Here is a 13,908-nt window from a genome sequence, read left to right as displayed (position 1 = left end):
CAGGCCTGACCAACACGCTGCTGGGGCGGGACCGCTCGGTCCCGTCCCAGCAGCACCATATCCACAGCATGAACAGCCCGCCGCCCTCGCGGGCCGGACCAGCACTACAATCTTGGAGACAGCATGCGGACCAGCGTGTACATGGAAGAACTCGACGCCTTTACCTATCGCGAACGCATCAGCCAGGACAACGCCGTGGTGCTGATACCTGTCGGCTCCATCGAGCAGCACGGCCCGCACATGCCGCTGAATACCGATGTACTCCTCTCCAAGGCGCTTGCCGGAGCCACCGCTGAGGCCATCGATGCACTGGTCGCCGCGCCGGTGGTCTACGGATACAAATCCCAGCAGCGTTCCGGAGGCGGCAACCACCTCCCCGGCACCACCAGCTTGGACGCCTCAACCGTGATCGCCATTGCCAAGACCCTGACGCTCGAATTCGCCCGGCACGGCGCGCGGAACATTGCCTTCATCAACGGCCATTTCGAGAATTACCAGTTCTTGTATGAAGGCGTCGATCTGGCACTGCGCGAGCTGCACCAAAGCGGGATCGACGACGCCAAAGTGGTCCTGCTCTCCTACTGGGACTTTGTTGACGACGCGACCATCGCCGAGTTGTACCCGAACGGCTTCACCGGCTGGGATCTGGAACACGGCGGCGTCCTGGAGACATCCCTGATGCTGCACCTACACCCGCAGCAGGTCCGAATGGACAAGGTGGTCGATGCCCCGCCAGCCGTGTTGCCCAACTATGACGTCCTGCCGGTCCGGCCCGAACTGACGCCGGCGTCCGGCTGCCTCTCCTCTGCCGCCGAAGCAACGCAGGCCAAGGGCATCATCCTGCTGGAGCGTGCCGCCGCCGGTATGGCAGCCGCCTTGGCCCACGAGTTTCCGGTCGCGGCGCCGCAGCCGACCCGCCAGAGTGATCCTGAGTCCGTCGGCGCCCACTAAACATGCTGGAACAACGCGGCGATTTCGCCTTTGACTACAACCTCCACGGCGGCACGGCTCCGGTAAAGATGCAGTGGCTGTTCCAGGAACAGTCCCGCCTGCCGGTTGCCGTGCAGACCTGGGAGCTACCGCCGGGCGGGACCGAAGGCATGCACTCCCATACCGAGAGCAACCGCCCGCTCGAGGAACTCTACGTGGTGATGGAGGGAACGGCGCGGATGACGGTGGACGGCCAGGTCAATCAGCTGGCCGCCGGCGATGCGGTGCTCGCGCCGGTGGGGTCGGAGCATGATGTGGCCAATACCGGCTCCGGCCCGCTGCGCCTGCTGGTTATCTGGGGTGAGCCCGGCACGGCCGACTACACGGCATTCGGTTCACACCGGGCAGCGAAGGCGGCCCGTGCCGGCGGCGCCGCGGACGCCTAAGCCGAGTCCTTGCCGTGCGCCGACAGCGTCGATCCGGACGGAATTTGAGACCATGGTGCCATGGCTGAACCTGAAGAGCTCGACGACGAGGCATCACCGGACAACCTGAACCGGGGCGTGCAGTCCGTGGACCGCGCCATCACCGTGCTGGAAATCCTGGCCCGCCGCGGGGAATCCGGCGTGAGTGACATCGCCGAGGAAATGGGCGTGCACAAATCCACCGCCTCACGCCTGCTGGCGTCGCTGGACCACCGGGGCATGGTCCAGCAGAACACCGAGCGCGGAAAGTACCAGCTTGGGTTCGGCATTCTGCGGCTGGCCAATTCGATCCCCGGCAATCTGAGCTTGGTGCGCGAGGCCCGGCCGGTTCTGGAGCACCTGGCTGAACAGTACAAAGAAACCGTGAACCTGGCGGTGCTGCGTTCCAACTTTGCCGTGAATGTGGACCAGGCCCGCGGCACGTCCACCTTGGCGACGTACGACTGGATCGGCAGCCTCACGCCCCTGCATGCAACCTCCAGCGGCAAGGTGCTGCTGGCCGGGCTCAGCTCGGAAGACCGGCTGAAGATCGTCAAACAGAGCCGGTTGCCGGCGCTGACCGCCAAAACGATCACTTCCCGGCAGAAGCTGGAAAAAGAACTGCTGCTGGTCTCCGCCAACGGCTACGCCGTTGTCGACGAAGAATTCGAGATCGGCCTCAACTCCATCGCCGTCCCGGTCTGGGACCATTTGGGATCCGTCATCGGTTCCGTCAGCATTTCCGGGCCCGCATTCCGGTTCAAGCCCCAGGACATGCCCGGCCTGATCGAGGACATCAAGCAGGCAGGGCAGGATATCAGCGCCCGGATGGGCTACTCCCGGGAGAGTTGACCCGTGCCGGAGTGCTGCCGTCCTTCTTGACGACGACGGCGGCCGTCAGTTGATGACGGAGGCTGTCTCCGCCAAGCGGCCAGTGACCCATTCGTGGAACGCGCTGATGTGGTGCTCGCTGGGGACCAGCACGCCGCCCTTGGCGTAGATCTTGGAACTCATCGCCGGCTGGCAGCGTTCGCAGGCGTCGAAGTCCTGCTGGTTGACCCGGTGGAACAATTCCACTGAGGCCGTGAGGTCCCTGCCTTCTTCCACCACGCTGGGCATGTACAGCCAATCGCATTCCACCACGGTCCGGTCGGCGGCCAGCGGAAACATCCTGTGGATGATCACGTGGTCAGGCACCAGGTTGACGAAGACCGTTGGTTTGATAGTGATGGCGTAATAGCGCCGATCTTGGTCCTCGCTGATGCCCGGAATGCGTTCCAACCCTTCAGAGCCGTCCACGGTGAAACCCTGGACGTCCGCACCGAATTCCGCGCCGTGCCCCACGAAGTATTGCGCCGCCAGCCCGTCGGCGAATTCGGGCAGGACTTCCGTCAACTCCGGATGGATCGTGGCGCAGTGGTAGCACTCCATGAAGTTCTCGATGATGAGCTTCCAGTTGGCCTTCACGTCGTAGCTGATCCGCCGGCCCAGGCTCAGGTTCGCGATGTCGTAGCCGGCGATCGCCCCGGCATCGCCGAGACGTTCCTCGATCGCTCCGACCACATCGTCGTCGAAGGACGGCGGTTCATCCGCCAAGCACAGCCACACGTAGCCCATGTACTCGCGCACCGGAACATCCACCAGCCCATACTTCTGCCGGTCGATGTCCGGCATCTTGGTCAGGTTCGGTGCCGCGATGAGCTTGCCGTCGAAGTCGTAGGTCCAGGCGTGGTACGGGCATTGAAACGAACGTCCTGCCTGCCCGCTCTCTTCCATGCAGAGCTTGACCCCCCGGTGCCGGCAGATGTTGTAGTACGCCCGGACCGTGCCTTTACGGTTGCGGGTCACGATGACGGATTCGCGGCCAACCTGAACGGTCCGGTAAGCCCCTGCTTTGTCCAGGTCCGCAGACCTGACCGCACAGAACCACATCTGTTCGAAGATGCGCTCCTGCTCCGCCCGGAAGACGGCGTCGTCGACGTAGGTGTGGCCGGGCAAGGTCGCGATCAGGCTCTCCGAGACGATCTCAGCGGTCATGGGGTACTCCTTTAAACAGAACTGTCAGACGGCAGGCGGGACGGCGGTGCTGGTCAAGAGGCTGCAGCCAGCGCGCCCGCCGCAGCGTCCGCGTACCGTTCAGCTGCGCGGTTCAGGAACTTGCGCCATTTGGTGAACTGGCGGACCTGGTTGATCCCCAGCACGGCGACGGGTTCGTCCCCCGCGTAGTAGACGGCCAGGAAGCTGTGGTCTTCGATGCACCCATACTCGATCTGGATACGGTCGTGCCCATGCACCAGGCCGGCGAACTGGATGCGCGAACCGTACTGGTCGGACCAGAAATACGGCGGATGGACTGCCCGCGGCCCTGTTCCGCCCTGCAACAGGGCGGCAACGGCCAAGGCCGGCCGCTCCAGTGCGCCGGTCCAATGCTCAACCCGGTGATGGGCCTGCAGCCGAGGGTTCCACCAGGCCGCACAGTCGCCAACGGCAACTATCGACGGGATGTTGGTGCGGCCGGTTGCATCGCAGAGCACCCCGTTGCCCAACTGGACCCCGGAACCGATCAGCCAGTCGGTGTTCGGCTGCCCGCCGACGCCTACCAGCACGATGTCCGCGGGAAGTTCCCGGCCGTCGTCGAGCACTATGTGGCTGACGCTGCCGCCCTGTATCCGGAATGACTTGATGGAGATACCGCACAGCATGTCCACTCCCCCGGCGGCGTGCAGACCGGCCACGGCCGCACCCATTTCGGCGCCCAATGCCCCGGAGAGCGGGGCATTGGAACGCTCGATGACCGTAACGTCGAGGCCCGCGGCACGTGCCGTCGACGCAGTTTCGGCGCCGATGAACCCGGCGCCGACCACCACCATCTTCCGGCCGGGCAGCAGTTGCCCGCGCAGGGCCCGGGCGTCGTCCAGCGTACGCAGGGTGAACACGTTGCTGCAGCCATCGACCTCGGGCAATACCCGGGCGGAGGCGCCGGTAGCCAAGACTATTCCGTCCGCGGCGAGGCTTCGTCCGTCGCTGAGGGCCACTGTCATCGACTCAAGGTCGAGGCTCACAGCCCTCACGCCGAGAAGCCACTCCGCCGCCAGATCGTCGTCGACTTCCGCCAGTGCCAGCTCCGCTTCAGAAATCCGACCGGCCAGGAAGTCCTTGGACAGCGGCGGGCGGTCGTAGGGCGGATAAAGTTCATCGCCCACGATGACCAGACGACCTGCAAATCCCTGCGCACGAGCCGCGCGGGCAGCAGAGAGACCGGACAGGGATGCCCCGATGACGACGACGGTCTGCATTGGGTATACCTTTCGCAGCAGCGGGTAGATCTTCCAAGAAGCGCTCTGCGCAACATGAAGCGCTATGTGAAACACAATGAAGATCGATCGCCTTGCTGTCAAGAGATTCTTCACGGCCTATTTTTGTGCCGGGAAAAATACCGCCTTCCCCTTGACATCGGTATATGGCGGGGCACACTGTTGCCTATTGTGGACAACGTTGTTCATCACGGAACTGCCCGCGGTACGCGGCCGCCAGAAAGAAGGCGCCTTATGCATGAAGCCTGCCCCTTGAGCCAACTGGCTCCCGGCGACGCCATCCGGCTGGACACCTCGCCTCCCATCGCCGTCTTCCACACCGAAGAGGGCGAGCTCTTTGCCATCGACGACACTTGCACCCACCAGGACGCCTCGCTGGCCGACGGCTGGGTCGAGGGCTGCGAAGTCGAATGTCCGCTGCACGCATCGAAGTTCAATCTGCGCACGGGCGGGGTGGACGCGCCGCCGGCAAAACTGCCAGTCCGGGTCCACGAAGTCATCGTCGAAGACGGCACCATCATGGTCCGGGAATCAACGGAGGAACCGAACCTTCCGCCCGGTTTGAAGGTCGACGGGTACGCGTAGCAGGGGCTCCCCCAACCAATCAGGGACCTTCCTGCCGCTGCGGCATTCCACCACCCGGTGCCATGTCCCGCCCAGCACAGTTCCCGGCCAGCACAGTGTCCTACCCAGGACCCTTGTCCCGTCCAGCAATCTGAAGGAGCATTGCCGCATGAGCACCACCCCGCGCGTCGTCATTATTGGAGCCGGGATCGTCGGCGCCAACCTGGCGGACGAACTGGCCACCCGCGGCTGGACCAACGTCACGGTCCTGGAGCAGGGGCCGCTACATCTGGCCGGCGGATCGAGCTCACACGCCCCGGGCCTGGTGTTCCAAACGAATCCGTCTAAGACCATGACAGAATTCGCCAGCTACACGGTCAAGAAAATGCTGTCCTTAACGGCGGACGGCATCTCCTGCTTCAACCAAGTGGGTGGACTGGAGGTGGCGACGACGCCCGCCCGGTTTGAAGACCTCAAGCGCAAGGCCGGGTTCGCCGCATCCTGGGGCGTGGAGGCCCGGTTGATCGATCCGGATGAATGCGAGAAGCACCATCCGTTGCTGCCGGCCGGCAATGTGCTCGGCGGCTTGCACATCCCCTCCGACGGCCTCGCCTTGGCGGCCCGGGCGGTGCGGCTACTGATTGCCCGCGCTTCCGCCGCCGAGATCGAGTTCCGCGGTTCTACGACTGTGACAGGCATCGAGCACGACGGCGGGCGGGTCACCGCGGTGGCGACCGACACCGGGAGGGTGCCGGCCGACGTCGTGGTTTGTTGCGCAGGATTCTGGGGGGCGAAGGTCGGCGCGATGGCGGGGATGACCGTGCCGCTGCTCCCGTTGGCGCACCAATACGTCAAGACTTCCGCCGTGCCGGAGCTTGCGGGCCGGAACGAACTGCCCAATGGCGCCCGGATGCCCATCCTGCGGCACCAGGACGCGGACCTGTACTTTCGCGAGCACGGCGACCGGCTGGGCATCGGTTCCTACGCTCACCGCCCCATGCCGGTGGACCTGAACGGGCTGCCGGCTGTCCCCGCCGCCGACATGTCCGAGGATCGGATGCCGTCGCGGCTGGACTTCACGCCGGAGGACTTCGCCCCGTCCTGGCGGGAAAGCCAGCGGCTGCTGCCCGCTCTCCACGGTGCCAGCATCGCCGACGGCTTTAACGGCATCTTCTCCTTCACGCCTGACGGCGGTCCGCTGATCGGCGAGTCGCCTGACGTCGCCGGGTTCTATCTGGCGGAAGCCGTCTGGGTGACCCACTCCGCCGGCGTGGCCAAGGCGGTGGCTGAGCTGTTGATGGACGGTACGCCGCAGACGGATCTGCACGAGGGGGACGTGCGCCGGTTCGAAGACGTCCAGTTGGCCCCGGACTACATCAGCGAGACATCGCAACAGAACTTCGTGGAGATCTACGACGTGCTGCACCCGCTGCAGCCGCGGGAATCGCCGCGGAAGCTGCGCACCAGCCCGTTCTTCGGACGGCAGCAAGAACTCGGAGCGGTCTTCCTGGAGTCCGGCGGCTGGGAGCGCCCGCAGTGGTACGAAGCGAACGCCCCGTTGCTGGCCGACTTGCCGCAGGAATGGCGGGAACCCGAACGCGATGCTTGGACCGCCCGCTACCACTCCCCCATCGCCGCCGCCGAAGCGTGGAAGACGCGCACCGCCGTCGCGATGTATGACATGACTCCGCTCAAGCGGGTTGAGGTCTCCGGGCCGGGCGCCCTGCGGCTGCTGCAGCGGCTGAGCACCGGGCAACTGGACAAGCGGCCGGGTGCGGTCACGTACTGCTTGCTGTTGGATGCCGCCGGCGGGGTCCGGAGCGACATCACCGTGGCTCGGCTGGCGCCGGAGCGGTTCCAGGCCGGGATCAACAACAACGCCGATTACGAGTACCTGCGCGGCGAGGCGTCCGCGCAATCGGCAGCCGATCCGGCACAGTGGGCGCTGGTCAGGGACACCACGCCGGGGACCTGCTGCATTGGACTGTGGGGGCCGCTGGCACGCGACGTCATCGGCAAGGTCAGCAGCGACGATTTCAGCAACGCATCGCTGAAATACTTCCGGACGGCGCAGGTGCGTATCGCCGGTTTGACGGTCACCGCCATGCGGCTGTCCTACGTGGGCGAACTGGGCTGGGAGCTGTACACCACTTCGGACCAGGGCTTGAAGCTGTGGGACGCCCTGTTCGAGGCCGGACGGCAGCACGGCATCATCGCTGCCGGCCGGGCGGCGTTCAACAGCCTGCGGTTGGAGAAGGGGTACCGGCTCTGGGGCACCGACATGACCACCGAACACACACCGGAGGAAGCCGGCGTGGGATTTGCGGTCAAGGCGGACAAGGGCGATTTTGTCGGGGCCGCCGCATTGGCGGCAGCCGGGGCTTCCACCCGCCGGCTGCGCTGCCTGACGATCGACGACGGCCGGTCGGTGCTGATGGGCAAGGAACCGGTGTATGTGGACAATGTCCCGTCCGGCTACGTCACCAGCGCCGCGTACGGCTACACGGTGGGCCGGCCGGTGGCCTATGCCTGGCTCCCGGCGGAGACGTCCGACGGCGACGCGGTGCAGGTCGAGTACTTCGGCCGCAGGGTTCCGGCAACCGTCGCCGCCGAGCCGCTGGTCGACCCCGGCATGGAGCGGCTGCGCGGCTGACGTCCGACGCTAAGAGTGAAGCCCGCCACCGTAGTCAGGTGGCGGGCTTCATCAGTTGGTGGTGGTGTGCCTAGAGGTTCGAGGCTTCCTCGTGCTCCGGGTACACCTCGCGCAGCAGGTGCGCGGTCTCGGACGGGGTCTTGCCGACCTTGACGCCCGCGGCCTCGAGTGCTTCCTTCTTGGCCTGCGCGGTGCCGCTGGAGCCGGAGACGATGGCGCCGGCGTGGCCCATGGTCTTGCCCTCCGGGGCGGTGAATCCAGCCACGTAGCCCACAACGGGCTTGGTGACGTTGTTCTTGATGAACTCGGCGGCACGCTCTTCGGCGTCGCCGCCGATTTCGCCGATCATCACGATCGCCTTGGTCTCCGGATCGGCCTCAAACGCAGCCAGGGCGTCGATGTGGGTGGTGCCGATGACCGGGTCGCCGCCGATGCCGATGGCGGTGGAGAAACCGAGGTCGCGCAGTTCGTACATCATCTGGTAGGTCAGCGTGCCGGACTTGGAAACCAGGCCCACGCCGCCCTTGCCGGTGATGTTCGCCGGGGTGATGCCCACCAGGGACTCACCCGGAGTGATGATGCCCGGGCAGTTCGGGCCGATGATGCGGGTGGTCTGGTTGCCGTTGGCATCCTTCTTCGACTGTGCCAGCGCCCAGAACTCTGCGGAATCCTGCACCGGCACACCCTCGGTGATCACCACGACCAGGCCGATCTCGGCCTCGATGGCTTCGACCACGGCGTCCTTGGTGAAAGCCGGCGGCACGAAGACGATGGAGACGTCGGCGCCGGTCTCGGCCATGGCTTCCTTGACCGTGCCGAACACCGGCAGGGTCTTCTCACCATGGGTGACGGTGGTGCCGGCCTTGCGGGCGTTCACGCCGCCCACGATGTTGGTGCCGGCGTGGAGCATGCGGGCGGTGTGCTTGGAGCCTTCGCCGCCGGTGATGCCCTGGACGATGACCTTCGAGTCCTTGTTGATGAAGATAGACATATTCTTAGTTCCTCGGTCCTTAGGCGTTGGCCAGTTCGGCGGCCTTGTCGGCGCCCTGGTCCATGGTCAGGGCCAGGGTGACCAGCGGGTGGTTGGCGTTGAGCAGGATCTGCCGGCCTTCGTCGACGTTGTTGCCGTCCAGGCGGACAACCAGCGGCTTGGTGGCCTTCTCGCCCAGGATTTCCAGGGCCTTCACGATGCCGTTTGCCACGGCGTCGCACGCGGTGATGCCGCCGAAGACGTTGACGAACACGCTCTTAACTTGGCTGTCGTTCAGGATGACGTCCAGGCCTGCGGCCATGACCTCGGCAGAGGCGCCGCCACCGATGTCCAGGAAGTTGGCGGGCTTGACGTTGCCGTGCTTCTCGCCGGCGTATGCGACGACGTCCAGGGTGGACATGACCAGGCCAGCGCCGTTGCCGATGATGCCAACCTGACCGTCGAGCTTGACGTAGTTCAGATCCAGCTCCTTGGCCTTGGCCTCGAGCGGATCAGCTGCGTCCTTGTCCTCGAGCTCTTCGTGGCCGGGCTGACGGAAGGCGGCGTTCTCGTCCAGCGAGACCTTGCCGTCCAGGGCCACGATGTCACCGGCGCCGGTCTTGACCAGCGGGTTGACCTCAACCAGGGTGGTGTCTTCCTTCTTGAACACGTCCCAGAGCTTGATGATGACCTCGGCGACCTTCGAGCGCAGTTCCTCGGCGAAGCCGGCCTGGGCGACGATCTCGTCGGCCTTGGCCTGGTCGATGCCGACGGCCGGGTCAACGGCCACCTTGGCCAGGGCATCCGGCCGCTCGACGGCCAGCTGCTCGATCTCCATGCCGCCCTCCACCGAGCACATGGCCAGGTAGTTGCGGTTGGCGCGGTCCAGCAGCACGGAGAAGTAGAACTCCTCGGCGATGTCGGCGCCCTGGGCGATCATGACCTTGTTGACGGTGTGGCCCTTGATGTCCATACCGAGGATGTTCGAGGCGTGTTCGAATGCCTCGTCCGGGGTCTTGGCGACCTTGACGCCGCCGGCCTTACCGCGGCCTCCGACCTTCACCTGAGCCTTGACGACAACTACGCCGCCAATTTTCTCAGCAGCTGCCTTGGCTTCTTCTGGGGTGTACGCAACGATTCCAGCCAGCACGGGTACTCCGTGTGCCTCGAAGAGATCGCGCGCCTGGTATTCAAACAGGTCCACGGGTTGTGTCCTTCTACGTCGAAGTCGTTTCTGACTCGGAGCGGCATCCACGATTGTCGTGACGGTAGCCACGGACGGTGGACGGATGCCTGCAATGCTCCATGGGGAACTCTAGTCCCTTTGGCATCGGGGGCCGGTCCCAGAGTACCGCTTTAGTGGCCAAGGGCACACTTCTACAACTTGTAGAACGGTCACGGGTTGAGGTAACAGCACCGCGCGGCTAGTGCTTGCTGCCCGCTTCGGCGGGATCGACGACGGCGGTGTCCCCGCCTTGGGCGGCGTCCTCGCCTTGTGCGGCGGCGCCACCCTGCGCGGCCGCGGCGGACGGGGCGCTGCCCTTGATCACGGTCTGGTTCAGCAGCGGGATCCGCAGCCCCTCCCGGGCAAGCGCGCCTTTCAGCCGGGCCCGCATCTCGCGTGCCACGCCCCACTGCTCCAACGGTTTGGTGCGGATGGCCAGCCGGATCACTACGGACTCGCCGGTCAGCGCCTCCACCCCCCAGACCTCCGGGTCGTCCAGGATCAGCCTGCGGTAGTCCTTGTCCTCGCGCAGTTCCATGGCGGTCTTGAGGATCAACTCGGACACCTTCTCCACATCGGAGTCGTAGGGTACCGGGATGTCCAATACCGCCCGGGCCCAGCCCTGCGAGGAGTTGCCCACCCGCAGGATTTCCCCATTGCGCACGTGCCACAGCGTGCCGTCCACGGCGCGCACCTGGGTCACGCGCAGGCCGACTGACTCCACCGTGCCGGAGGCCTCGCCCAGGTCCACCACGTCGCCGATGCCGTATTGGTCTTCGGCCACCATAAACAGGCCGGACAGGTAGTCCTTGACCAGGGTCTGGGCGCCGAAACCGATGGCGACGCCGGCGATACCGGCACTGGCCAACAGCGGGCCGAGGTTAAAGTTCAGTTCGGTGAGCACCATCAGGATGGTGAGCGTGGCCAGCACCACGGTGGCGATCGACCGCAGCACCGAGCCGATGGTCTTGGAGCGCTGGGCGCGCCGTACCGCGGCGATGGGCGAATCTTGCATCAGCCAGTAGCGCGGATCCTTGGCGTTTTTGCGCGCGGCCGGATCAAATTTGTCCAGCTTGGCGGTCTCGCCGTCGGCAATCTTGGTGGTGACCCGCTTGATCACGGTCCGCACGATCATGTTCGCCAGGAAACCGAACAACAGGATCAGCGACACCCGCAGCGGGGTATCGAGCCAAAAAGCGGGGGTCGCCAACCGTTCCAGGGTATTAATGTCCACGCCATCCATGGATAAGAACGTTAAACGCCGGGTCAGGGCTCTGCCAAACGCAGCCACGCGAACGTGGCGAATCTCCCAGCGGAACTGCTGGCTCGGTTAGGCGATCTTGGTCAGCGGCGCGTACCGCAGCAGCAGCCGCTTCTCTCCGGCGTCGAACTTCACCTTGGCTACCGTCTTGTCGCCGGCTCCTTCAAGCCCCAGCACCGTTCCGTTGCCAAAGCTGGTGTGGTTGACCTTGTCCCCGATGGCCAGCGCGATGACTTCCTTTTGCGGCTGCACCCGGCCTGCCTGGGTTTTGGCGCTGGTGATCGACGGCGCCGACCCGCGCAGCATGTTGATGTCCTGGTTGCTGGCCGTGCCGGCGCCCCAGTAGGAGCCGCCGTAGCGGTTGGAACCCAGGCTGCCGGTGGAGCCGAGCTTGGGACGAACTGTTCCTTCCCGCTTCCAATCAATGAGCTCGGCCGGCACCTCTTCGATGAACTGGCTGGCCGGATTGAACTGGCTCTGGCCCCACATGCTGCGGGACTCCGACCGGGTCAGATACAGCCGCTTCCGGGCCCGGGTCAGGCCGACGTAGGCCAGCCGGCGCTCTTCGGCCAATTCCTTCGGGTCGGACATCGAGCGCTGGTGCGGGAAGACTCCGTGTTCCATGCCGGTGAGGAAAACCACCGGGAATTCCAGCCCCTTGGCGGTGTGCAGGGTCATCAGCGTGACCACGCCCTGGTCCTGGGCCAGCTGGGCGGCCTCGGCGTCCGGGGCGTCCGGGATCTGGTCGGCATCGGCCACCAGGGCCACTTGCTCCAGGAACTCGGACAGCGACCCCTCGGGGTTGTCGCGTTCGTATTCCCGCACCACTGCCACCAGTTCCGCGAGGTTCTCCACGCGGGACTCGTCCTGCGGGTCCGAGCTTTGGCGCAGCATGGCCAGATAGCCGGTCTGTTCCAGCACCGCCTCCAGCGCTGCGGCAGCACCGGGACCGGCGGCTACCTCGGCCAGATCGTCAATGAGCTTCACGAAGCCGGCCACCGCGTTCACCGACCGGGTGGCCATGCCGGGCGCGTCCTCGGCACGGCGCAGTGCCGCCATGAACGAGATCCGGTCCCGTTCCGCCAATGCGGCCACCGCGTACTCGGCCCGGTCGCCGATCCCGCGCTTGGGTTCGTTGAGAATCCGACGCAAGTTGACGACGTCGTCCGGGTTCACCAGGACCCGCAGGTACGCCAGCGCGTCCTTGATTTCCTTGCGCTCATAAAAGCGGGTGCCGCCCACTACCTTGTACGGCAGACCCACCCGGACCAGCAGGTCCTCGATCGAGCGGGACTGGGCATTGGTCCGGTAGAACACGGCAATGTCCCCGGGCCGCACGCCTTCAGAATCCTGCAACCGATCGATCTCATCGGTAATAAACCGGGCCTCGTCATGCTCGTTCTCGCCGACGTAGCCAATGATCTTTTCGCCGTCGCCCTCGGCCGTCCACAGCCGTTTGGCCGGGCGGTTCGGGTTCCGTGAAATCACCGAGTTGGCGGCACTGAGGATGGTCTGCGTGGAGCGGTAGTTCTGCTCCAGCAGAATGGTGCGCGCGTTGGCGTAGTCCTTTTCGAAGTCGACGATGTTGCGCACGTCGGCCCCGCGGAAGGCGTAAATCGACTGGTCCGAGTCACCAACGACGGTCAGCTCGCCGGCCGGCAGCGCGCCGTCCTCGGATTCACGGGTCAGCTCACGGACCAACCGGTACTGGGCATGGTTGGTGTCTTGGTATTCGTCCACCAGCACGTGGCGGAAGCGGCGGCGGTACGAGTCGGCAATCGCCGGGAAGGCCTGGAAAATGAAGACCACCTGGGCAATCAGGTCGTCGAAGTCCATGGCGTTGGCCTGGCGCATCCGCTGTGTGTACCCGGTGTAGACGGACGCAACCGCCTGCTCGAACGGATCCGAGTAATTGGCGCTGGAGGCGAAGGACTCGTCGTCGATCAGTTCATTCTTGAGCGCCGAAATCTTGTGCTGGATGGATTTGGGCGGGAACCGCTTCGGGTCCAGGTCCAGCCCCTTGGCCACTTGGCTGACCATCCGCAGGGTGTCGGCCGAATCGTAGATGGAGAAATTCGAATTCAGCCCGACGTGCTTGGCTTCGCGGCGCAGGATCTTGACGCACGAGGAGTGGAAGGTGGAAATCCACATCCGTTTGGCCGGATCCCCCACCAGCGACTCGATCCGTTCCCGCATCTCCGCGGCGGCCTTGTTCGTGAAGGTGATGGCCAAAATCTCCCCCGGGCGTGCACGCCGGGTGGCCAGCAGGTAGGCGATGCGGTGGCTGAGCACCCGGGTCTTGCCCGATCCGGCACCGGCGACAATCAACAACGGGGAACCGGCATGCTTGACCGCCTCCTCCTGCTGCGGGTTCAGCCCGGAGAGCAGCTCTTCCGCCCCGGGCAGGTGCGGGGCGGGCGGAGAGGCAACATGCGGGTCAAACGCCGGGTCGGTGAGGAAATCCATGGTCCCTTAAGTCTATTAGCCGGCACCGACAGTCGGGGACGGCCGCCAAAACCTGCGCCAG

Annotated in this window: 11 protein-coding genes; 5 read left to right on the top strand and 6 right to left on the bottom strand. The window is 65.2% G+C overall.

The genetic code is table 11. From position 1 onward, the window contains the following. Window positions 1-123: 123 nt before the first annotated feature. The 3 genes from ACMX2H_RS15840 to ACMX2H_RS15830 are packed head-to-tail and all read left to right on the top strand — an operon-like array spanning window position 124 to window position 2,246. Entirely contained in the window at window positions 124-951 is an 828-nt protein-coding gene (locus tag ACMX2H_RS15840) for a creatininase (protein WP_414961787.1), read from the top strand. A 2-nt stretch (window positions 952-953) separates the two neighbouring features. Then, the gene (locus tag ACMX2H_RS15835) at window positions 954-1,376 is read left to right on the top strand and encodes a cupin domain-containing protein (RefSeq protein ID WP_414961785.1); all 423 of its coding nucleotides are present in this window, start codon (window positions 954-956) and stop codon (window positions 1,374-1,376) included. Window positions 1,377-1,436: 60 nt separating this feature from the next. Further along, entirely contained in the window at window positions 1,437-2,246 is an 810-nt protein-coding gene (locus ACMX2H_RS15830) for an IclR family transcriptional regulator (protein ID WP_414961783.1), read from the top strand. Window positions 2,247-2,291: 45 nt separating this feature from the next. Here ACMX2H_RS15830 and ACMX2H_RS15825 read toward each other — a convergent pair whose 3' ends face one another. Together ACMX2H_RS15825 and ACMX2H_RS15820 are read right to left on the bottom strand one after the other, a co-directional pair. Beyond that, complete coding sequence (locus ACMX2H_RS15825; protein WP_414961782.1) at window positions 2,292-3,431, bottom strand: aromatic ring-hydroxylating oxygenase subunit alpha; 1,140 nt, start codon at window positions 3,429-3,431, stop codon at window positions 2,292-2,294. Window positions 3,432-3,484: 53 nt separating this feature from the next. Further along, complete coding sequence (locus ACMX2H_RS15820) at window positions 3,485-4,690, bottom strand: NAD(P)/FAD-dependent oxidoreductase (protein WP_414961780.1); 1,206 nt, start codon at window positions 4,688-4,690, stop codon at window positions 3,485-3,487. Between the two features lie 252 nt (window positions 4,691-4,942). On the opposite strand from ACMX2H_RS15820, the gene ACMX2H_RS15815 reads away from it, so the two are divergent. Continuing rightward, window positions 4,943-5,293, top strand: a complete 351-nt coding sequence (locus tag ACMX2H_RS15815) for a bifunctional 3-phenylpropionate/cinnamic acid dioxygenase ferredoxin subunit (protein WP_414961778.1) — start codon at window positions 4,943-4,945, stop codon at window positions 5,291-5,293. 148 nt (window positions 5,294-5,441) lie between these two features. Next, a complete protein-coding gene (locus ACMX2H_RS15810) occupies window positions 5,442-7,925 on the top strand; it encodes a GcvT family protein (RefSeq protein WP_414961776.1) in 2,484 nt (827 codons plus the stop codon). A gap of 70 nt (window positions 7,926-7,995) precedes the next feature. Here ACMX2H_RS15810 and sucD read toward each other — a convergent pair whose 3' ends face one another. From sucD to pcrA, 4 genes are all read right to left on the bottom strand, one after another. Further along, complete coding sequence (gene sucD / locus ACMX2H_RS15805) at window positions 7,996-8,916, bottom strand: succinate--CoA ligase subunit alpha (protein ID WP_136786883.1); 921 nt, start codon at window positions 8,914-8,916, stop codon at window positions 7,996-7,998. A 19-nt stretch (window positions 8,917-8,935) separates the two neighbouring features. Then, window positions 8,936-10,099 carry an ADP-forming succinate--CoA ligase subunit beta gene (sucC, locus tag ACMX2H_RS15800; protein ID WP_414961774.1) on the bottom strand — a complete coding sequence of 388 codons (1,164 nt, stop codon included), beginning with the start codon at window positions 10,097-10,099 and terminating at the stop codon, window positions 8,936-8,938. Between the two features lie 220 nt (window positions 10,100-10,319). Continuing rightward, window positions 10,320-11,363 carry a mechanosensitive ion channel family protein gene (locus ACMX2H_RS15795; RefSeq protein WP_414961773.1) on the bottom strand — a complete coding sequence of 348 codons (1,044 nt, stop codon included), beginning with the start codon at window positions 11,361-11,363 and terminating at the stop codon, window positions 10,320-10,322. Window positions 11,364-11,450: 87 nt separating this feature from the next. After that, complete coding sequence (pcrA, locus tag ACMX2H_RS15790) at window positions 11,451-13,847, bottom strand: DNA helicase PcrA (protein ID WP_414961771.1); 2,397 nt, start codon at window positions 13,845-13,847, stop codon at window positions 11,451-11,453. Window positions 13,848-13,908 lie beyond the last annotated feature (61 nt).

The sequence above is a fragment of the Arthrobacter sulfonylureivorans genome (assembly GCF_047607445.1).
Classification (GTDB): Bacteria; Actinomycetota; Actinomycetes; order Actinomycetales; family Micrococcaceae; genus Crystallibacter; species Crystallibacter sulfonylureivorans_A.
This window is presented reverse-complemented; position numbering and strand designations above follow the sequence as displayed.